Raw genomic sequence first — 20,160 nt, 5'->3', positions numbered from 1 at the left:
TGTTTTCGGGCTGATTTTGGAGAGCCTCGGCGGAATGTACGGCGCGCGGGTCGCTGAGAGCTGCAGTCGATTGTTCCGAGTCGTGCACACTGGGCGGCGGAGCATCGACAACCGGCGGTTCCGACGACTTCGGCGCAAGGGCCTCCCGCGCCCGCTGCTCGAAGTACGCGTGAGCCGCCTCGACACTGCCGAACTGGTCGCAGAGCTTCTTGTCGTGCCGCTGCGCAAGCCCCCAGTCGCGATGCCGCTGGTGTTCCTTCCGAAAATTCTCACCACCAGGCGAATAATTACGCCGCCGAGTAGCGTCATACATAGCGGTAATTTCGGCCCGACTGAACAACCCCCGCTGCCCCAACACATATCGATTATCCCAAATCACGGCCAAAAACAGGATCCCGTTTCAAATAGCGCGAGACAAAACAGGGACCACCGAATGACGACCCGCACGAACCCGGCAGCAAACAACGGCCAAGAGGCATAACCGCAGGCAACAACGAAAAGGAACCACGCTTACACATTGCGGCAGCCGAAGGCTCCCGCGCACCATCGGCCGAGCGTCGTTTGTCAGCCCCCCGTCCAAGTAAGAGGGCGCTCGTGGCGCGACAACGGCGGCGCCCCCAAGCGAGAAGGGGAGCCGCCGCCGCCAAAAGAGAAAGCTCAGCCCCGCTCGACCAGGTGCCCGATCAGCTCCGGAGCCCGCAACTGAGCCCCCGACCCATCACGCCGAGAGTCGGCAGTAGGCAGATCGCGCGGATCGCCCTTGGTGTTGGACGCCACCGGCCGCGGCCCGATCCAAGCCAGAACCAGATGCGTCTCGCCCTTGAGGAAGCGCTGAGCGCGCACACCCCCGGTAGCGCGGCCCTTCGCCGGGTACAGCCGCAACGGCGTCATCTTCGCGTTGCCCATGGTTGCGGTCACCACCATCGGCTCGCCGTGCTCCGGGTCCTTGGTGACCACGGCGCCGAAGAAGAGGGCCTCGACGCCCTCCGTGAGGTTGATGCCGGCCATGCCGCCGCCCTTGAGGCCCTGCGGGCGCACCAGCGAGGCCGGGAAGCGCAGCAGGGACGCGTCGGAGCTGACGAACGCCAGGGTCTCGGTGCCGTCGGCGAGCCAGGTCGCGCCGATCACCTCGTCGCCCTCGCGCAGGCCTATGACCTCGAACTCGTCGGAGCGCACGGGCCACTCCGGGGAGCAGATCTTCACCTGGCCGTTGCGGGTGCCGAGCGCGAGGCCGGGGGAGCCCGAATCGCGTTCGGCGAGCGGGGCCAGGCCGACGACGGTCTCGCCCTTCTCCAGCGGTACCAGCTCGGCGGTCGACATGCCGCCGCGCAGGGAGACGGTGCCGGTCTGCTCGGGCAGGACCGGCAGCGGCAGGACGTCGACCTTGAAGGCGCGGCCGCGGCTGGTGACGAGCAGGACCTGGCCGCGGGCGGTGGTGTGCACGACCGCGCGGACCGCGTCGTGCTTGTCGCGGCCGGCCTTGCGGCTGCCCTCGGGGGCCTCCTCCGACTCGGCGGCGGTGCGGGCGACCAGGCCGGTCGCCGAGAGCAGCACTTGGCACGGGTCGTCGGTGACCTCGAGCGGGCCGGCCGGCACGGAGGCGGCCAGCACCTCCTTGAGGTCGCCGTCGATGAGGGTGGTGCGCCGGGGCTGGCCGTGGTCCTTCACGACGGCGGCCAGCTCGTCGGAGACGACCTTCTTGAGCACCTTCTCGTCGTCGAGGATCAGGCTCAGCGCCGCGATCTCCTCGTTGAGGCGCTGCTGCTCGGCCTCGAGCTCCAGCCGGTCGTAGCGGGTCAGCCGGCGCAGCGGGGTGTCGAGGATGTAGGTGGCCTGGATGTCGGTGAGCCCGAACTCGCTCATCAGGCCGGCCTTGGCCGCGGCCGCGTTGTCGCTGTCGCGGATCAGGGCGATCACCCGGTCGATGTCCAGCAGCGCGATCAGCAGGCCGTCGACGAGGTGCAGGCGGTCCTGGCGCTTCTTGCGGCGGAACTCGGTGCGCCGGGTCACCACCTCGTAGCGGTGCCGCAGGAACACCTCCAGCAGCGCCTTGAGCCCCAGCGTCCGCGGCTGGCCGTCGACGAGCACGAGGTTGTTGACGCCGAAGGACTGCTCCAGCGGGGTGAGCCGGTAGAGGTCGGACAGCAGGGCCTGCGGGTTGACGCCGACCTTGCACTCGATGACCAGGCGGGTGCCGTTCTCGCGGTCGGTGAGGTCCTTGACGTCGGCGATGCCCTGCAGCCGCTTGGTCTTGTTGACCTCGTCGGTGATCTTCTCGATCACCTTCTCGGCGCCGATGCCGTACGGCAGCTCGGTGACCGTGATCGCCTGCCGCCCGCGGCTGCCCTCCAGCAGCCCGATCTCCACGCGCCCGCGCATGCGCACCACGCCGCGGCCGGTCTCGTAGGCCCGGCGGACCTCGTCGAGGCCGAGCAGGAGCCCGCCGGTGGGCAGGTCGGGGCCCGGGACGAACTCCATGAGCTTGTCCAGGGTCGCGGTCGGGTGGTTGATCAGCCAGCGGGTAGCGGCCACGATCTCGGCGAGGTTGTGCGGGATCATGTTGGTCGCCATGCCGACCGCGATCCCCGACGAGCCGTTGACCAGCAGGTTGGGGAAGGCCGCGGGCAGCACCGAGGGCTCGTCCAGGGAGCCGTCGTAGTTGGGCCGGAAGTCGACGGTGCCCTCGTCGAGCTCGCCGACGAGCAGCATCGCCTCGCGGGACATGCGGGCCTCGGTGTACCGCGAGGCCGCCGGCCCGTCGTCGGGCGAGCCGAAGTTGCCGTGCCCGTCGATGAGCGGGACGTTGAGCGAGAAGTCCTGGGCCATGCGCACCATGGCGTCGTAGATCGCGCTGTCGCCGTGCGGGTGGTACTTACCCATGACGTCACCGACGACCCGGGAGGACTTCACGTGCCCGCGGTCGGGGCGGTGCCCCTGCTCGTTCATCGAGAAGAGAATCCGCCGGTGTACCGGCTTGAGCCCGTCCCGCGCGTCGGGCAGCGCCCGCGAGTGGATGACCGAGTAGGCGTACTCCAGGTAGGAGTCCTCCACCTCGGTGGTGAGCGGGTTGTTCAGCACCCGCGCACCGGCCTGGTCGAACGCGGACAGGTCGGCCTTGACCGCCTTGGTGGTCTTACGTGCCATCGTGAACTGTCGGCCTTCCGGTCGTTACGCGTCGATCGTCTCTTGGTCGACCCGCGCCGCGGAGTCGATGAGCCAGTTGCGGCGGGGCTCGACCCGCTCGCCCATGAGCAGCTCGAGGACCTCCTCGGCCCGCTCGACGTCGTCGAGGGTGATGCGCCGCACCGACCGGGTCGCCGGGTTCATCGTGGTGTCCCACAGCTCGTCGGCGTCCATCTCGCCCAGGCCCTTGAACCGGGGGATCGGCGTGACGACCTGCTTGCCGGCCTTCTCCAGCCGGGCCACGGTGCTCTCCATCTCCTGCTGCGTGTACGTGTAGATCGTCTCCGGGTTCCGCCCCTTCGTGACGATCTTGTGCAGCGGCGGGACGGCCGCGTAGAGCCGCCCGTCGGCGATGGCCGGTCGCATGTACTTCGCGAACAGCGTGATGAGCAGGGTGCGGATGTGCGAGCCGTCGACGTCGGCGTCGGCCATGATCAGGATGCGGCCGTAGCGCATCGCCTCGAGGTCGAAGGTCCGGCCGGAGCCGGACCCGAGCACCTGCACGATCGCCGAGCACTCGGCGTTGTCCAGCACCTGCTGGATGTTCGCCTTCTGCACGTTGAGGATCTTGCCGCGGATCGGCAGCAGCGCCTGGTACTCCGACGAGCGGGCCATGCGGGCCGTGCCCAGCGCGCTGTCGCCCTCGACGATGAACAGCTCGCTGCGCTGCACGCCGGTGGAGCGGCAGTCGACGAGCTTGGCCGGCATCGACGCGCCCTCCAGCGCTGTCTTGCGCCGGGCCGCGTCCTTCTGCTGCTTCTGCGTGAGCCGGACCCGGGCCGCGTCGACGATCTTCTGCAGCACCGTGCGCGCCTCGACCTTGGTCTTGCGCGCCTCGATCCAGGCCTTCACCTGCTGCTCGACGACCTGCTGCACGACCCGGGTGACCGGCGCCGTGGACAGCTCGTCCTTGGTCTGGGAGGTGAACTGCGGCTCGGGGATGCGCACGTGGACGACCGCGGTCATGCCCTCGAGCACGTCGTCGAGGGTCGGCAGGTCCTCCTTGGGCCGCAGCAGGCCGCGGGTGTTGCGGATGGCGTCGGTCAGCGCCCGCAGCGCGCCGCGCTCGAAGCCGCGCCGGTGCGTGCCGCCGTGCACGTTGCGGATGGTGTTGGTGAACGTCTCGACGACCCGCTCGTAACCGGTGCCCCAGCGCAGCGCGATCTCGACCTCGGCGCGCCGCTCGACGTTGGCCTTCATCACGCCGTTCTCGTCGGCGGCGTTCTCCTTGTAGGTGCCCTCACCGTTGATGAGCAGCGTGCCGCAGACCGGCTTGTCGCCGCTCGGGGCCAGGAACTCCACCATGTCCGACAGGCCGTTGGGGTAGTGGAACGTCTCGGTCTCGATCGAGCCCTGGGTGGCGTCCTTGAGCACGTAGGTCACGCCCGGCACCAGGAACGCCGTGTTGCGCAGCTTCGCCCGCACCGCGTCGGCGTCGAGGCCGGCGCCGGTCTCGAAGTAGCGCGGGTCGTGCCAGTAGCGGGTCGAGGTGCCGGTGGCGGAGCCGCGCTTCATGCGGCCCTGCACGGTCAGCCCGCCGCGGCGGGTGAACTTCGCGCCCGCGCCGGTGCCCTCGAACTCGCCCGGCACGCCGTGCTGGAACGCCATGTGGTGGACCTTGCCCTCGCGGCGCACGGTCACCTCGAAGCGAGTGGACAGCGCGTTCACCGCGGAGGCGCCGACGCCGTGCAGGCCGCCGGAGGTCTTGTACCCGGACCCGCCGAACTTCCCGCCCGCGTGCAGCCGGGTCAGGACCAGTTCGACGCCGGACATCCCCGACTTGGCGTGCACGTCCACGGGGATGCCACGGCCGTCGTCGTCGACCTGCACCGAGCCGTCGGCGTGCAGCGTCACCTCGACCCGGGTGGCGTGCCCGGCGATGCCCTCGTCGGTGGAGTTGTCCACGATCTCGTTGAACAGGTGGGCGACGCCGCGGCTGTCGGTCGAGCCGATGTACATGCCCGGTCGCTTGCGGACGGCGTCGAGCCCTTCGAGGAGCGTGAGGTCGTCTGCCCCGTACAAGGTCTCGGGTTGTGCGGTCAACTCGGCTCTCTCCAATGGTCCTCGTCCCTGTGCTGCCGCGAGCGTAGACCTAGGGTCTGACACTTTTTCGGCACCCTGGTGACCTGTGGCCCCTGACGCGCCGGTTTTCCGGATCGGCGCCGACCGAAACGCGGCGCCCTCTACCGGGCCGCGACCTCGGATGATACTGCGCGCCGGGGGAGAGCGGCGGGCGGCGCGCAACGAGCGGGTCAGATGTTGACGGGTGTGCGGCCGTTGCTGAACTGCCGTACCGCCGCCAGGATCTCGTCCTCGGAGCGGTCGGCGAAGTTGAGCGTCGCGGTGAAGCCGGACCCGTAGAAGAGCTTCACCAGCGCCGAGTCGATCTGGGTGAAGGCGCCGAGGCTGCCCTCCAGCCGCGGGTCGCGCGGCTTGACCACGAGCATCTTCTCCAGCCCCCAGCGCCGGCGGCGGATCTGCTCGACGCCCTCCCAGGGCAGCCAGACCGCCTGGCCGCGGGTCGGCCGGGTCTTGATCCACAGGCCGTTCGGCGCCAGCGCGAGCACCGGCCCGCCCGAGGTCATGAGGAAGATCTGCAGCCCGAGGGCGGCGGCGATCACGACGGCCACGCAGACGACGATGCCGGCCAGCGCCACCACGTCGCCGCTGGTGTGGTTGGGGTCGCCGTCGGCGGTCAGGGCCAGCCCGAGCGGGCAGGCGAACACCGCGAGGGCGACCACGGCGATCGGCGCGAGCACGAAGACGCGCTTGAGCACGCTGGGCCGGGCGACGAACGGCAGGTTGTCGGGGATGCGTTTGGTGATCGGGAGCTGGGGGCCGCGGGGCACGCCGTAGCCGGCGCCCGGAACCCCGCCGGGCGGAACCGCTCCGGGCGGCGGGACCGGGCCGGGCCGGGCGATGCGCGGGCCGGGGCCGTAGCCGCCGGGCGGCAGCAGCTCGCCGGAGATCGGCACGTTGGCCGGCGGCGCGGGCGGGGGAGGGGGCGGCGGCGGTGGCTGCGGCCGGTTCCAGGCGGGCGGCCGGGGCCCCGAGGTGGGGCCGGAGGGCGAGGTCGGCTCCGACGGCGGCTCGGTCACGGCGACACCTTAACCCCGCCGCGCGGAGCAGTCACGCGCCCCCGGTGCGGTCGATCCAGGAGGTGTACCCGGCCGTGCCCCCGGACCCGCTGCCGTCCATGTAGTGCTCGCGCAGGTCGGCGCGGGTCAGGTACACCGCGGCGAAGATGAGCAGGGCGGCCGCGAGCAGCCCGGCCACGCCGTGCGGCCACACGTACCAGTCGGGGACGACCTGCGCGTACTCGGCCCGCAGCTCGGCCGGCTCCTCGCCGGTCGGGGCCACCGCCCACTCCGGCCCGCCGACCAGGAAGCACAGCGTGGTCAGCGCGATGATCGGCGCGGCGATCCAGACCGCGGTCCGGGCCTTGCTCGACGGGCGGCCCAGCAGCAGGCCGACGGGTATGAGCACCAGGGCGGAGACCGCCGCGGTGTAGAGGCTGTTGAGCATGTCGGCGCGGGCCTGGCGGAGCTGGCCGTCGGAGACCATCCTGACGTGCAGCCCGGCCAGATGGGCCAAAGCCGCCCACGAGAGCACCGCGGCGAGGCCGAGCAGCAGCCCCGCGCCGAGCACCGACCAGCGGACCAGCCGCACCTGAGTGGACACAGGCATGCGCAACCCCTCCCCCGAAAGTCGCGTACACGGTATCAGCGAAGCTCGACGGCCACGTCATGCTCGGCGAGAAGCTGCACGAGGCCGTCGAGGGTGACGCCGTCGGCCCAGCGGCGCCGGTCGTAGCCCGGCGTCAGGTGGGCGCGCGCCACGTCCGCGTCACGCCACACCAGGCGGAACGGCGGCGCGACCCCGAACCCGCCGGAGAGGCAGTCGTCGAGGGCGTCGAGGTTGGCCCCGAAGTACCCGCCGGGCCCGTTGACCGCCTCGCCGACGGCGCAGTAGAAGCCCTCGACGTCGGTGACGTGCCGCCCGTCCAGGTGGACGGTCGTCCCGGGACCGCGGTCCGGCCCGCGGTGGGCGTGGTGGCCCATCGCGGCCAGGCACCAGGCGTCGCGCAGGTCCCGGTCGAACCCGGCCCACTCGTTCGGCCCGGCCGGCCCGCCGGACTGCCACCGCCGCCAGATCGCCTCGGCCCCGGCGTGCAGTGGCTCGGCGAGCGCGTCGACGAGCGTGATGTCGAACCGGCCCGCGCCGGCGGGCTCGGCGCGGGCGACGCGGCCGTCGAGCCGGGCCCGGGTGTCGGCGAGGCCGCGCGGCCCGTCGGAGTACACCCCGGCCCGGAACCCGGCGTCCCGGAAGCGCCCCTCGGCGTGGGCGCGCACCGCGGTGGCCAGGGCCGGGCCGGGCCGGCAGCCGCGCAGCACCACGTCGGCGGGCGGGGCGGCCCGGCGCTCCCGGAACACGCCGCCGACGTCGATGCAGCGGCCCAGCCGCGCCTCGGCCGCCGCGCCGCCGGTGAGGCGGAACCCGCCCGGGCCGGGGCGCCGGTCGGCGACGGCGCGGTCGTCGGGGTGGAGCCGGCCCTGGAGGTCGACGTCGAGCAGGCCGGGCGCGAGGGTGGAGGGCAGCACCGCGAGCACGGTCAGGTCGACCAGCAGCGGGGCGTTCGTCGGGTCCTCGGTAGCGTCCTCGACGTACACGTTGCCCAGCCACGCCCCGGGCGCCGCGCTGGCGAGCGGGCCGGCCGGGACGACGCCGAGCAGCGTGTACCGCTCCAGCGGCGGGGCCGGCGGCGGGCCCGCGAACAGCCCGTCCACCGCGGCGCAGCCGGCCGGCTCGGACTCCTCCTCGTCCCGGCTCAGCAGCCGCCAGCGCGCCTCCGCCACGGCTCAGCCCCCGACGTGGATGCCCGGGCGCTGCGCCGGGTCCGGCTCGGCCGAGCGGATGATCTCGCGTACCACGGGGGCCGTGTCGCCGCGGCCGAGGATGAGGTACCGGAACAGGTGCCCCAGCGGGTTGCCCTCGGCCCACTCGAAGTAGGCGTGCGGACGGACCCCGGTCGCGTCGCGCAGCGCGAGCAGGATCGCCGCGATCGCGTTGGGCGCCGCCGGGCTCTCGGTGCGCAGCACCCGGTAGCCCTCCACGTCGACGCCGCGCACGCGCAGCGTGCCGGAGAACGTGGACGGGTCGACCACCTCGACCTCCAGGAACATCACGTCGGCGCGGCCCGGCACCGGGTTGATGCCGCGCTGCTCGGACTCCTTGCCCTCGTACTCGGCCCGGTCCCCGGCCTCGCGGCGGTTGGCCACGAGGTTGAGCTCGCCGTCGTGCTCGATCGACTCGGTGACGAAGCGCCGGGCGGTGTCGTCGAACTCGATCGCGTCGGCGCGCAGCTCGGTGGTGCGGCTGATCCGCGACACGAGCGACACCACGACGATCCCGGCGATGAAGACGGCGGAGATGAGGATGCCGTCGGGCTTCTCGACGACGTTGGCGCCCAGCGCGTACAGCAGGATGAGGGTCAGCACCGTGAACGCCGACCCGGCGGCGCGCTGACCGGCCCGGAACGCCGAGATCGTGACCGCCACGGCCCCGGAGACCATCATGGCCAGGATGCCGGTGGCGTAGGCCCCGGCCTGGGCGTTGACGTCGGCGCCGAAGGCGACCGTGATGGCGATGCTGATCACGGTGTAGACCAGCACGATCGGGCGGACCGCGCGGCCCCACTCCGGCGCCATGCCGTAGGAGGGCAGGTAACGCGGGATGATGTTGATGAGCCCGGCCATCGCCGACGCGCCCGCGAACCACAGGATGAGCACGCTGCTGATGTCGTAGACGGTGCCGAACGCCGCGCCGATCTTCTCGTGCGCGAGGTACGCCAGCGCCCGCCCGGCCGCCGCCCCGCCCTCCTCGAACTCCTGCTGCGGGATGAGCACGGTGGTGATGAAGCTCGTCGCGATCAGGTACACCGACATGATCGCGGCCGCGACCGTCAGCAGCTTCTTGGTGTTGGCCAGGCGCGACGCCCGCCGCTCGGCGGCGTCCCGGCCGTCGGCGGCGACCAGCGGCATCATGCTGACCCCGGTCTCGAAGCCGGACAGGCCCAGCACCAGCGACGGGAACGCGACCAGGGCCGGCAGCAGCAGCCCGAACCCGCCGCCGTGCTCGGTGCTCAGCGCGTGCGTCCAGCCCGACAGCGCCCCGGCGGTGGTGAACACGTCGACCAGGCCGACCACCACGATTACCGCGTTGAGCAGCAGGAACACCCCGACCAGCGGGATCGCCACGGCGACCGCCTCGCTGAAGCCGAGCAGGAACACCCCGCCCAGGATGAGCAGCAGGATCACGGTGATCAGCACTTCGTGGCCGTGCATGAAGCTCGGGAAGACCGGGTTCTCCACCATGTGCACGGAGGCGTCGGCCGCGCTCAGCGTGATGGTGATGATCCACGAGGTGGCGACGAAGCCGAGCAGCACCAGCACGAAGAGCTTGCCCCGCCAGAAGGGCAGGAGCGTCTCCAGCATCGCCACGGAGCCCTGGCCGTTCGGGCTCTCCTTGGCGACCCGGCGGTACATCGGCAGCATCCCCAGCAGCGTGAGCGCCACGATGAGCAGGGTCGCCAGCGGCGACAGGGCCCCGGCGGCCAGTGCGGCGATGGCCGGCAGGTAGGACAGCGTGGAGAAGTAGTCGACGCCGGTCAGCGTCATCACCTTCCACCAGGCCTGCGGCTTGGCGTGCGCCTCGTCGCTCTCCGGGCCGACCGGGGCGACGCGGTGCTCCAGCAGCCAGCGCCCGATCGGGCCGCCAGGCCGCGTCCGGGGGGCCGGGCTGTCGACCCGGGCGGGCAGTACGTACTCGGGCGTGGTCGTCATGGCCTCTCTACAACCATCTGGACTTGCGGAACAGGCGGTACAGCACCAGCATCCCGGCGGTCATCACCAGCACCACCACGGCGAAGCCCCACGGCGACGAGGTGCCCGGCATGTTGTCGAAGTTCATGCCGTACACGCCGGCGATGGCGGTCGGGACCGCGGCCATCGCCGCCCACGCGGCAATCTTGCGCATGTCATTGTTCTGGTCGAGCCCCACCTGCGCCAGCCGCGCCTGCAGGATCGAGTCCAGCAGCTCGTTGTACGTCGCGACGCGCTCCACCACCTGGTTGAGTCTGCCCAGCGCGCCGGCGAAGTGCTGTCGCAGACCCGGCGGAAGCTCGGACGTGATCTCCGTCATGAGCCGCAGCGGCGCCTGCAGCGGCAGCACCGCCCGCTTGAACTCCACCAGCTCCCGCTTGAGCTGGTAGATCTGCTGCACGTCGCAGCCGCCCTGGCGCAGGAACGCGGTCTCCTCGAGCTTCTCCACGTCGCGCTCCACGCGGGTGGCCACGTCGTGGTACACCTCGACCATCCGCTCGATGACCGCGAAGCCGACCGCCCACGGGCCCTGCCCGAGCAGGCTCGGCCGCCGCTGGAGCCCCTCGCGCACGTCGGCGAGCGCGCCCGCCCCGCCGTGGCGCACCGACACCACGAAGTGCGCGCCGATGAGCAGCGTGACCGCGCCGGTGTCGACGACCTCGGAGGTCTCGGTCAGCTGGGCGTGCTCGACGTACCGGGCGGTGCGCAGCGTGAGCACCGTCACGTCCCCGCGCCGCTCGACGGCCGGGCGCCGCTCGACGTCGAGGGTCTGGTCGACGGTCGCCTCGTCGGCGCCGACCGTCTCGGCGATCGCGGTGAACTGCGTCCAGGTGGGCTCGTACAGGCCCAGCCACACGAAGCCGTTGCGCCGGCGCCGGGCCGCGGCGTAGGCGTCGGCGAACGCGGGGCGGCCCGGCTGGCGGGTGCCGCGCACGTACAGCGCGCAGTCCATGATCGCCGCGTCCTCCCCGGGGCGCGGTAGCAGCTGCGGCGAGCGCTCGTCCGGCTGGATGCCTGACAGCATGCGGCCGAGCAGCCGGCCGACCCGCCGGCCGACCTTCCGGCCCGCGCTGAGCTGGGTGTCGTTCATGAGCGGTCACGGTACCGCCGCCGCGCATGTCGGGCGCGTGTCGGGTCGTGTCGGTCGCGTGTCGGTGGCGGCGCGCAGAGTTCCGGGCATGACGAACGACGTGATGGTCGAGGCGAGCGGCCTCGTCAAGCACTTCGGCCAGACGAAGGCCCTGCAGGGCGTCGACCTGGTCATCCCGCGCGGGACCGTGCACGGTGTGCTCGGCCCCAACGGCGCCGGCAAGACCACCGCCGTGCGCATCCTGTCCACCCTCATCCGGCCGGACGCCGGCACCGCCCGCATCGGCGGGTACGACGTGGTCCGCGAGGCCGAGAAGGTCCGCGCCTCGATCGGGCTGACCGGGCAGTACGCCTCCGTCGACGAGGACCTCACCGGCCGGCAGAACCTGGTGCTGTTCGGCACCCTGCTCGACCTCGGCCGCCGCGGCGCCCGCGCCCGGGCCGCCGAGCTGTTGGCCTGGTTCGACCTGACCGACGCCGCGGACCGGCCGGCCAAGACGTACTCCGGGGGCATGCGCCGCCGCCTCGACCTGGCCGCGAGCCTCGTCGGGCGCCCCGACGTGATCTTCCTGGACGAGCCGACGACCGGCCTCGACCCGGCCAAGCGCGAGGACATGTGGGAGGTCGTGCGCAAGCTGGTCCGCGACGGCTCCACGGTCCTGCTGACCACGCAGTACCTGGAGGAGGCCGAGGCGCTCGCCGACGAGATCACCGTCATCGACCACGGCCGGGTCATCGCCAACGACACGCCCGAGCGGCTCAAGCGGATCGTCGGCGGCCAGACCCTCGAGATCCGCCCGTCCGACGAGCGCGACCTGCCCCGCGCCGCCGAGATCCTCACCATGGTCTCCTCCGGCGCGGCCGCCGACCAGATCCGCGCCGGCGTCCTGGCCGTGCCCGTCTCCGGCGACGCCGCCATGGCCGAGGCCGTGGCCAAGCTCACCGCCGAGGGCATCGCCGTCACCGAGCTCTCGCTGCACCTGCCTTCGCTCGACGAGGTCTTCTTCACCCTCACGTCCACCAAGCCCGCGGAGGTCCCGGCATGAGCACCATCGTCCTCGAGCGCCCCGCGCCCAAGCCGTTCAAGCTGGTGCGGCACTCCCTCGAGCTCACCCGGCGCAGTCTCATCAAGACCATGCGCACCCCCGAGCAGCTCATCGACGTCACCGTGCAGCCCGCGCTGTTCATGATCATTTTCGTGTACGTGTTCGGCGGCGCGATCTCCGGCTCGACCCACGACTACCTGCAGTTCGTGATGCCGGGCATCCTGGCCCAGACCATCGCCATGGGCGCGGTCTCGATCGGCGTGAACCTCAACACCGACATCGAGAAGGGCATCTTCGACCGGTTCCGGTCCCTGCCGATCCCGCGGGCGGCCCCGCTGATCGGCGCGGTGCTCGGCGACGTCGTGCGGTACGTCCTCGTGACGGTCTCCACGTTCGTCTTCGCGTACATCATGGGCTTCCGCATCGGCTCCGACCCGCTGCACGCGGCCGCCGGCGGCCTGCTCGCCGTCGTGTTCGGCCTGTCGCTGTCCTGGGCCCCGGTGCTCATCGGCATGCTCGCCCGCACCTCCGGCGCGGTGCAAGGCATCTGCTTCCTCATCGTGCTGCCGCTGACCTTCGCCTCCAACGTGTTCGTCGGCACGGCGACGCTGCCGGGCTGGATGCAGGGGTTCGTGCGCAACAACCCGCTCACCCACCTCGTCGAGGCGATGCGCGGGCTGTTCCTGGGCACGCCCGGCTACGGGGTCCACGTGTGGTGGACGCTGGGCTGGTCGGCGGCGCTCGTCGCGGTGTTCATGCCGCTGGCGCTGCGGGCCTACCGCCGCAAGGTCTGAAGGTGTACGTCCACCAGCGCGCCGATGCGGTCGGTGACTTCGGTCATCGGCCGCTCGCGCCAGGCTTCCGGCCCCGGGCCGCCCGGTTCGTCGCCGGTGCGGCCCAGCGCGGCGTCGAGCACCGGGTCGGCGCCGGGCTCGAACAGCTGGGCCGGGTTGGCCGAGCAGCGCACGCCGAGCGCCCACAGCTCCCGCGCCCCGGCCTCGTCGCCCAGGTGCGCGGCCAGCGCCGCCCCGCTCAGCGCCCAGGCACCCAGCGCGGGCACGTCCAGGGCGCCGAGCGCCTCCGCGCGGACGCCGGCCAGCAGCCGCCCGGCCCGCGGCGCGCCGGCCCGGCCCCCGGCCCGCAGGTTGAACGCGGCCGCGGCGACGTTGAACACGATGCGGAACTGCGGCACCGGCGTCCCGACCTCCTCGGCGATCGCGGCGGCCCGCTCGGCGTGCGCGACCGCGTCGTCCGGGCGCCGGCGCAGCCAGGCGTGGTGGGCCAGCCCGAGATGCGCCTGGGCGGTGTCCATGATCTGCATGCCGACCGGGGGCGGCAGCGACGGCGCCGCGCGGACCATCTCCAGCAGCCGCTCGGCCGCCTCGTCGTCGCCGCGCTCGGCCAGCTGCGCGTCGAGCAGGACCCGGATCGAGCCCGCGTCGTCGGCCGCGCCGAGCAGCTCCATGTGCCGGGCGCCGCGCCGCAGCCACTCGGAGCTGCGCTCATCCCCCGTTACCTGGGCGCCGATCATCTGGGCGGCCATGCCCATGCCCCAGTGGTCCCCGGCGGCCTCGAAGCGCCGGTAGGCCCGCTCCGCGTCCGCGGTCCGCTCGGCCACCGACACGACCTCGCCGCGGTTCTCCCGGATCACCCCGCGCAGGAACAGGCCGAAGCCCTGCGCGTACGGGTCCGGGTCGGCGACGAGCGCCTCGGCCGCCGCCAGCCCCACGTTCCACTTGAGGTCGCCCAGGGCCGGCACCATCGCCGCGAGCGCCGCCGCCCGCGGTGACGGCCGCCGCCCGGACCGCTCCAGCTCCCGCAGCATCCGCTTCGCCGCCATGAACACCCGGTGCCCGTCCACCGCGAACGCGTTGATCCCGCCCAGCAGGCACAGCCAGGTGAGCCGGTCGGGGTCCGCCTCGCCCAGCAGCCGGTACTCCCGCCGCGCCACCGGGTCGTCGACCTTCAGCAGCGCCGAGGCCCACGGGCTCACCTCGGAGTGCAGGCCCCGCACGGTCCAGACGTGGAACAGCGGCACCGCGACGTCCACGGCCGCCGCGTCGTCGCGGCCGACCGTCCACCGCAGCGCGGCGATGAGGTTGTCCTGCTCGGTGGAGCAGCGCGCGAACGCGGCCAGCTGCCCCGGCCCGATGAACTCCGCGTGCAGCCGGACGGCCTCGGCCCGGGCCCAGGCCGCGAGCCCGGCCATCGCCTCGTCCCGCCCGCCGGCCGCGGACAGCCGCGCCTCGCCGTACTCGCGGACGGTCTCCAGCATCCGGTACCGCGGCCCGTCCTCGAGCACGAGCAGCGACTGCTCCACGAGCGTGGCCAGCCGCACGGCGAGGCCGCGGTCGCTCTGCCCGGCGACGTGCCCGGCCAGCTCCCTCGTGAACGGCGCCGGGATGACGGCGAGCCGCTCCAGCAGCACCCGCTCGGCCGGGCCGAGCAGCTCGCGGCTCCAGTCGACCATCGCCCACAGGCTGGCGTGCCGCTCGGGCAGCCCGCGCAGGGCGTCGTCGAGCAGCCCGAACCGGTCGCTCAGGCCGGCCAGGACGTCCTCGATCGGCATGTGCCGCAGCCGGGCGGCGGCCAGCTCCAGGGCGAGCGGCAGGTTGTCGAGCCGCCGGCACAGCCGTACCGCCGCCTGCCGTTCCTGCCCGGTGGGGGCGCCCCCGGCGGCCGCCCGCTCGGTGAGCAGCTTCAGGGCGGCCTCGTCGTCCAGCGCGGGGAGGCGGTGCACGACCTCGCCGGCCAGGCCCAGCGGGGCGCGGCTGGTGGCCAGCACGGCGGCGTCGGGCGCGGCGGCCAGCAGGTCGGCGACGACCTCGGCGGCGTCGGCGAGCACGTGCTCGCAGTTGTCCAGCACGACCAGGCCGGCGATCTCCTGGAGCCGCTCGGCCGCGGTCCACGCCTCGGCCCGCCCCGGGGGCGGGTCGGCCGCCGCCAGCACCGCGGGCCGCACCTCGGCCCCGGAGCGCAGGCCGGCCAGCTCGATCACGTGCACCGCCGTGCCCTCGCCGGCCGCGCGCCGCGCGAGCTCGGCCGCGAGCCGGGTCTTGCCCGCGCCGCCGACGGCCACGACGGTGACCAGCGGCGCCCGGCCCAGCGCGGCCCGCACGGCGGTGACGTCCCGCTCGCGGCCGAGCATCGCGGTCGTCGCCCGCCGCCAGGCCGGGGGCAGGCCGCGCCCGGGCCGCCGCGCGGTCGCGGCCCCGGCCGGCCGGACCTCGCCGCGCAGGACGGCCAGGTGCGCCTCGGTGACCACCGGGGACGGGTCGGTGCCGTACTCGTCGGCCAGGGTCGCGCGCAGCTGCTCGATCGCGGCGAGGGCCTCGGCCGGGCGGCCGGCGGCGGCGAGGAGCCGCGCGAGCAGCGCGACGGACGGCTCGTGGGGCGGGGTGCGGGTGGCGAGCGCGCGCAGGTCGGCCTCGAGGTCCGGCCGTCCCGCCTCGGCGCCGGCCGTGGTCACCTCCGCGAACAGGGCGGCGACGGCCGGGTCGGTGAGGTCGGGGACCCTGGGGAACATGTGCCGGGCCGCCTCGGCGTGCTCGCGGGCGGCGGTGGGGTCCTGCGCGGCCAGCGCGGCGCGGGCGGCGTCGGTGCGGGCTTTGACGAGTACCGTATCCGGCTCCACGTCTTCGGCGGGCACCTTGTAGCCGCCCGGCACCGCGGTCACCGGCAGGCCCAGCCGGCGGGCCCGGGCGATCAGCGCGTGGACGGCGCCGGCGGCGTCCTCCGGGGGCGCGCCGCCCCACACGGCCTCGGCGAGCCCGGCGGGGGTGACGGTGCGGCCGCGGGCGTCGACGAGCGCGCGGACCACGGCGGCGAGGCGTTCACCGCGCACCGGGCGGCCGTCGACGGCCAGCTCGCCCAGGGTGGTGATCCGCACCGGGCAAGCATGCCACTGCGTCCGCGCTCAGCGGGTGGCGGTCTGCTGGGAGTCGTCGAGCAGCGCGTACAGCAGCGTGCCGAGCACCAGCAGGCTGCCCCCGAACACGGCCCAGCCCAGCGCCAGCCCCGCGATCACGACGACCACGCACTGGAACACCATCGCCACGAAGGCCATCCGGCGCGCGTGGCGGTCGCGGGCGGCCGCGGCGGCCAGCCCGGCCGCGAGGACCACGAGGAGCACGGCGAGCGCGATGCCCAGGATCTTGAGCGCCACCTGGGCCATCGACGGGTCGGCCCCGTTGAGCGACATCGAGTACGCGTCGATCACCCCGCCCAGCGCGAACAGGGTGACCCCGATGACCAGGCCTTCCAGGAGGATCCCCACGGCCGCGATGAGCAGCGCCAGCGTTCGCATCCGGTCAAGTTACTCCTCGGTACAAGTGGTGTCCATCAACGTAGATAGGCCGGGGACTCGGCGTCCGGCACGAGCAGCGCCGCCGCTCCGGTGCCGTCGGCGGGCACCGACCAGACGTCGGCGTGGTCGCGGTCGCGGGGCAGCGCGTACATGACGGTGCGCCCGTCGAGCCAGGCGATCTGGTCGTCGACGCTGCGGGTCTCGGCCAGCACCGTGGCGTGCAGCGTGGCCAGGTCCAGCACCGCGGGGCGCCAGCCCTTGACCGGGTCGCCGCCGACCGCCTGCTTGAACGCGATGCGGGTGCCGTCGGGCGACAGCGAGGGGCACTCGACGTTCTCGGCCAGCGTGCGCACGGTGCGGGCGGCGAAGTCGCCCTGCACGAGGTACCGGTGCGCGGCGGTCGACATCGTGGCGTAGAAGGTCTTGCCGTCCCCGGCGAACGTGACGCCCCAGTAGTTGACGTCGGCGGCCTGGTAGGGGCGGCCGTCGCGGGTGAGCGCGTAGCTCTCCAGCGTGTCGGCGACGACGTCGCCGGTGGTGGTGTCGAGCACCCCGACGCGGGTCGAGAACTGCCCGCCGTTGTACGAGTCCCCGGTCACGAACGCCGTCCAGGTCACCAGCCGGCCGTCGGCGGAGACCCGGGCCCGGTTCGGCACGCCGACCATCGGGTACGTGTCGCGCTCCCGCAGGTTCCGGTCGAGCAGAGCGACCTGGTACGTGGCCAGCGGCCCGTCGGGGCGCAGGCAGATCGCGGTGCCGGCGGCGGCGTACACGCGGTTGCAGGTGACCGCGGCGACCTTGCGGGTGTTGTCCCGGATCACCGCGAGGTGCCCCATCGACCCGTCGGCGGTGCTGCGCACCAGCAGCCCCGCCCCGGCGCCGATGTCGACCGTCTCGGCCGCGGCGGCCGCGGCGTCGTTGCGGTGCGCGGCCGCGTGGATGTAGACCCCGGCCCCGACGGCGAGCACGACCGCGGCGATCGACGTTGACAAGATCTTACGCAATTTTTGTCGTACCTCTCGGGAGAATGGAGGTGACGAGGAGGAGCGCGGCGACGGCGGTCGCGGCGGCGGCGAACAACGCCGGGCCGGGCCCCCACAGCTGCCACGCCAGGCCGAACAGGATCGAGGAGGCCAGATATGCCAGGGACTGCCCGCTCTGCACCAGCGCGATGCCGGTGGTGCGCAGCGCCTCGGGCAGCAGCGGCCCGGCGACGGCCATCAGCACGCCGTCGGTGGCCGCGTAGAAGCAGCCGTAGAGCGCCACCGTGAGCACGAGCACCGGGGTGCCGGGGAGGTTCGCGGCGAGCAGCAGGTACACGACGGCCAGGGCGGCGAACCCGGCCAGGTAGACGCGGGCGCGCCCGACGCGGTCGGCGAGGTGTCCCAGCGGGACGGCGAGGAGGAGATAGGCGAGATTGGTGCCGACCGCGAGGAGCGGAAACCAGCCGGCGGCGAGATCGTGGCGGCGCTGCAGGATCAGGTACACGAAGCCGTCGCCGATGGTGGCCAGGCCCATGACCGTGGCGGCGAGGACGACGAGCCGGAAGTCGCGGCGCGCGAGCAGGGCGGCCGCGGCGCGCGGCGACACGCCCTTGCTGTTGTTCTTGCCTTGGCGTTCGGCTTTCGAGTGCTCGTTGCCTTGCGGGGGCTGTCGCGTGTTCGTGCGCGGCGGGTTCGGCCTGCTGGTCGGCGGTGGCCGCGGTGGGCTGGTGTGCGGTGGTTGCTGCGGACCGGTGTGCGGTGGTTGCTGCGGACCGGTGTGCGGTGGTTGCTGCGGACCGGTCTGCGGCGGTCGCCGGGGACCGGTCTGTGGTCGTCGCCGCAGGCCGGGCGGTGCCGGCTGCCGCGTGTCCAGCGGCGGGTGAAGGCTTCTGCGACGTGATCGTGGTGGTGGAGGCGGCGGGTGGGCTTGGGGGAGAGAGCAAAGAACCCGACGAGCCGGCGACCGGCGCGGGCCAGGCCGGGCCGCGGTGGTCCGGCACGAACGTGGCCAGCACGAACACGCCCAGCGCGGCGACGCAGAAGCTCGTCACGAACACCGCGTCGTAGGACTGGGCCGACGCGCCCAGCACCGCGACCGCGACCAGCGGACCGGCGAACGCGCCCACGCTGTCCATCGCGCGGTGGACGCCGAAGGCGCGGCCCAGGCGGTCCGGGGGCGTCGACAGCGTGATGAGCGCGTCGCGCGGGGCGGTGCGCAGGCCCTTGCCCGCGCGGTCGGCGACGATCACCGCGCTGAGCAGCGGCACCGAGGAGCCCGCGGCGAGCAGGCCCAGCTTGGCCACGGCGGAGATGCCGTACCCGGCGGCGGCCACGGCCTTGCGGCGGCGGACACGGTCGGCCACGTAGCCGTCGACCAGGCGCAGCAGCGCGGTCGCGCCGGTGTAGAGGCCGTCGACCACGCCGTAGCCGAGGGGGCCGAGGTGCAGGCCCAGCATGAGGTACAGCGGAAGGATCGCGGCCACCATCTCCGAGGAGACGTCCGTGATCAGGCTCACCGCGCCCAGCGCGAGCACCGTGGCGGCGATGCGGGAGCCGCGGCGCGCGGGGGTGGGGCCGGGCGTCGCCGGCTTGTCCACTGTGGACAGGTACACCGAAGGCCTCTCAGGTGACCGGGAGGCGCCCCGCCGGGGACGGGGCGCCCGTGGGGTGGGTCAGTTCCAGACATCCGTGATCGGGGCGAGCGAGGCCGCGCCGCCGATGCCGGGCAGGCCGTACGCGCCCTCGATGGTGCGCAGGACGTTGTAGTGGTTGATCTTCTCCGGGTAGGTGCCGGTCTTCACGCCGGCGCCGACGAAGACGGTGAAGATCTGGTTGAGGGCCAGGCGGTTGTCCTCGTCGAACGTGACGATCAGCAGGCTGTTGTGCGTCTTGGCCCACTGGGCGTAGGCGTCGAGGTTGTTCTTCAGCCAGGTGTCGCCGGTGCCGACCGAGCAGTCGTGCATGTCGTTGCACATGTTCGGCGTGACGAACGCGACCGTCGGCAGCGAGGCGTAGTTCGACGACGACGGGAAGCTCGCGTACGTCAGGTTCGACGCCGCGGGCACGCTGGAGAAGTCCACCCAGCTGTTGTGCTTGCGCTGGTAGTTACCGCTCGAGCAGCCGGTGTACCCGTTCGACGGCATCGACTCCGAGTAGCCCTTGAACGACAGGCCGGCCCCCGACAGCTGTGACTGCAGGTTGGTGCCGGTGAAGTTCTTCGGGCAGTCGTCGTTCGTCACGCCCTGGGTGGAGCCCGAGAACAGCGCGATGTAGTTCGGCTGGCTCGGGTGCGTGATCGCGTACGACTTGGTGAACTTCGCACCCTGGCTCGCCAGGGAGTTGAAGTACGGGGCGGAGCCGGAGCCGCTGATCTGCGAGTACGCCTTGTTCTCGAACATGACCAGGACGATGTGGTCGAAGCGCGGCACGCTCGTGGCGGCCTGCGCCGAGGACGCCGCGGCGGTGAGGCCGGTGGCGACGAGGGCGGTGGTCGCGAGCGCGAGCACCACCCGACGGATCGACATGTACGTATTCCCCCTTCGTGGGCAGGGATGACGCCACATCGTGGACATCGATGAATACAAGATCTTGATTGTTCTCGGTCCGGCAGACGTGCGCGCGGTGAACAAACGGGTCCTCCTCTCCCGAGGAACTACGGATTACAGGGGCGC

The 20,160-nt window shown here is 72.9% G+C and carries 15 protein-coding genes and 1 pseudogene; 3 read left to right on the top strand and 13 right to left on the bottom strand.

Annotated elements, in window-relative coordinates:
* Nucleotides 1-657: 657 nt before the first annotated feature.
* The 7 genes from ACPPVO_RS40160 to ACPPVO_RS40130 form a co-directional block, all read right to left on the bottom strand.
* Nucleotides 658-3,144, bottom strand: a complete 2,487-nt coding sequence (locus ACPPVO_RS40160; RefSeq protein ID WP_426503806.1) for a DNA gyrase/topoisomerase IV subunit A — start codon at nt 3,142-3,144, stop codon at nt 658-660.
* Nucleotides 3,145-3,168: 24 nt separating this feature from the next.
* Nucleotides 3,169-5,226, bottom strand: a complete 2,058-nt coding sequence (locus ACPPVO_RS40155; RefSeq protein WP_426503805.1) for a DNA gyrase/topoisomerase IV subunit B — start codon at nt 5,224-5,226, stop codon at nt 3,169-3,171.
* A 209-nt stretch (nt 5,227-5,435) separates the two neighbouring features.
* A complete protein-coding gene (locus ACPPVO_RS40150) occupies nt 5,436-6,281 on the bottom strand; it encodes a hypothetical protein (protein WP_426503804.1) in 846 nt (281 codons plus the stop codon).
* A 31-nt stretch (nt 6,282-6,312) separates the two neighbouring features.
* Nucleotides 6,313-6,870: a hypothetical protein gene (locus ACPPVO_RS40145; protein ID WP_426503803.1), complete on the bottom strand. Its 558-nt coding sequence runs from the start codon at nt 6,868-6,870 to the stop codon at nt 6,313-6,315.
* Between the two features lie 35 nt (nt 6,871-6,905).
* Nucleotides 6,906-8,039: a barstar family protein gene (locus ACPPVO_RS40140; RefSeq protein ID WP_426503802.1), complete on the bottom strand. Its 1,134-nt coding sequence runs from the start codon at nt 8,037-8,039 to the stop codon at nt 6,906-6,908.
* A gap of 3 nt (nt 8,040-8,042) precedes the next feature.
* The gene (locus ACPPVO_RS40135) at nt 8,043-10,025 is read right to left on the bottom strand and encodes an amino acid transporter (protein ID WP_426503801.1); all 1,983 of its coding nucleotides are present in this window, start codon (nt 10,023-10,025) and stop codon (nt 8,043-8,045) included.
* Between the two features lie 7 nt (nt 10,026-10,032).
* Nucleotides 10,033-11,154 (bottom strand): magnesium and cobalt transport protein CorA, encoded by a 1,122-nt coding sequence (locus ACPPVO_RS40130; RefSeq protein ID WP_426503800.1) that lies wholly within the window; start codon nt 11,152-11,154, stop codon nt 10,033-10,035.
* Nucleotides 11,155-11,242: 88 nt separating this feature from the next.
* Between ACPPVO_RS40130 and ACPPVO_RS40125 the strand changes: the two genes are divergently transcribed.
* Together ACPPVO_RS40125 and ACPPVO_RS40120 are read left to right on the top strand one after the other, a co-directional pair.
* Nucleotides 11,243-12,199: an ATP-binding cassette domain-containing protein gene (locus ACPPVO_RS40125; RefSeq protein ID WP_360372669.1), complete on the top strand. Its 957-nt coding sequence runs from the start codon at nt 11,243-11,245 to the stop codon at nt 12,197-12,199.
* Nucleotides 12,196-12,993: an ABC transporter permease gene (locus ACPPVO_RS40120; RefSeq protein ID WP_360372672.1), complete on the top strand. Its 798-nt coding sequence runs from the start codon at nt 12,196-12,198 to the stop codon at nt 12,991-12,993. The genes ACPPVO_RS40125 and ACPPVO_RS40120 overlap by 4 nt, the downstream gene beginning before the upstream one ends.
* On the opposite strand, the gene ACPPVO_RS40115 is transcribed toward ACPPVO_RS40120, so the two are convergent.
* Genes ACPPVO_RS40115 through ACPPVO_RS40100 form a run of 4 tightly spaced genes read right to left on the bottom strand, consistent with a single transcriptional unit; the run spans nt 12,975 to nt 18,095 of the window.
* Entirely contained in the window at nt 12,975-16,088 is a 3,114-nt protein-coding gene (locus tag ACPPVO_RS40115) for an AfsR/SARP family transcriptional regulator (RefSeq protein WP_426503799.1), read from the bottom strand. The two genes, ACPPVO_RS40120 and ACPPVO_RS40115, sit on opposite strands and share 19 nt — an antisense overlap.
* A gap of 27 nt (nt 16,089-16,115) precedes the next feature.
* Nucleotides 16,116-16,505, bottom strand: coding sequence for a hypothetical protein (locus tag ACPPVO_RS40110; RefSeq protein WP_360372678.1), 390 nt, complete (start codon nt 16,503-16,505; stop codon nt 16,116-16,118).
* Nucleotides 16,506-16,540: 35 nt separating this feature from the next.
* Nucleotides 16,541-17,497 carry a hypothetical protein gene (locus ACPPVO_RS40105; RefSeq protein ID WP_426503798.1) on the bottom strand — a complete coding sequence of 319 codons (957 nt, stop codon included), beginning with the start codon at nt 17,495-17,497 and terminating at the stop codon, nt 16,541-16,543.
* Between the two features lie 4 nt (nt 17,498-17,501).
* On the bottom strand, nt 17,502-18,095 hold the full coding sequence (locus ACPPVO_RS40100; protein WP_426503797.1) for an MFS transporter: 594 nt from the start codon (nt 18,093-18,095) through the stop codon (nt 17,502-17,504).
* A 221-nt stretch (nt 18,096-18,316) separates the two neighbouring features.
* Here ACPPVO_RS40100 and ACPPVO_RS40095 point away from each other — a divergent pair, with 221 nt between their 5' ends.
* On the top strand, nt 18,317-18,556 hold the full coding sequence (locus tag ACPPVO_RS40095) for a hypothetical protein (RefSeq protein WP_426503796.1): 240 nt from the start codon (nt 18,317-18,319) through the stop codon (nt 18,554-18,556).
* On the opposite strand, the pseudogene ACPPVO_RS40090 reads toward ACPPVO_RS40095, so the two are convergent.
* Both ACPPVO_RS40090 and ACPPVO_RS40085 read right to left on the bottom strand, forming a co-directional pair.
* Nucleotides 18,502-18,945: pseudogene (locus ACPPVO_RS40090) on the bottom strand (MFS transporter); the annotation flags it as partial. The gene ACPPVO_RS40095 and the pseudogene ACPPVO_RS40090 sit on opposite strands and share 55 nt — an antisense overlap.
* Nucleotides 18,946-19,161: 216 nt before the next feature.
* Entirely contained in the window at nt 19,162-20,013 is an 852-nt protein-coding gene (locus tag ACPPVO_RS40085) for an alkaline phosphatase family protein (RefSeq protein WP_426503795.1), read from the bottom strand.
* Between the last annotated feature and the right edge of the window lie 147 nt (nt 20,014-20,160).

The organism is Dactylosporangium sp. McL0621 (genome assembly GCF_049995355.1).
In the GTDB taxonomy this organism is placed as follows: domain Bacteria; phylum Actinomycetota; class Actinomycetes; order Mycobacteriales; family Micromonosporaceae; genus Dactylosporangium.
This window is presented reverse-complemented; position numbering and strand designations above follow the sequence as displayed.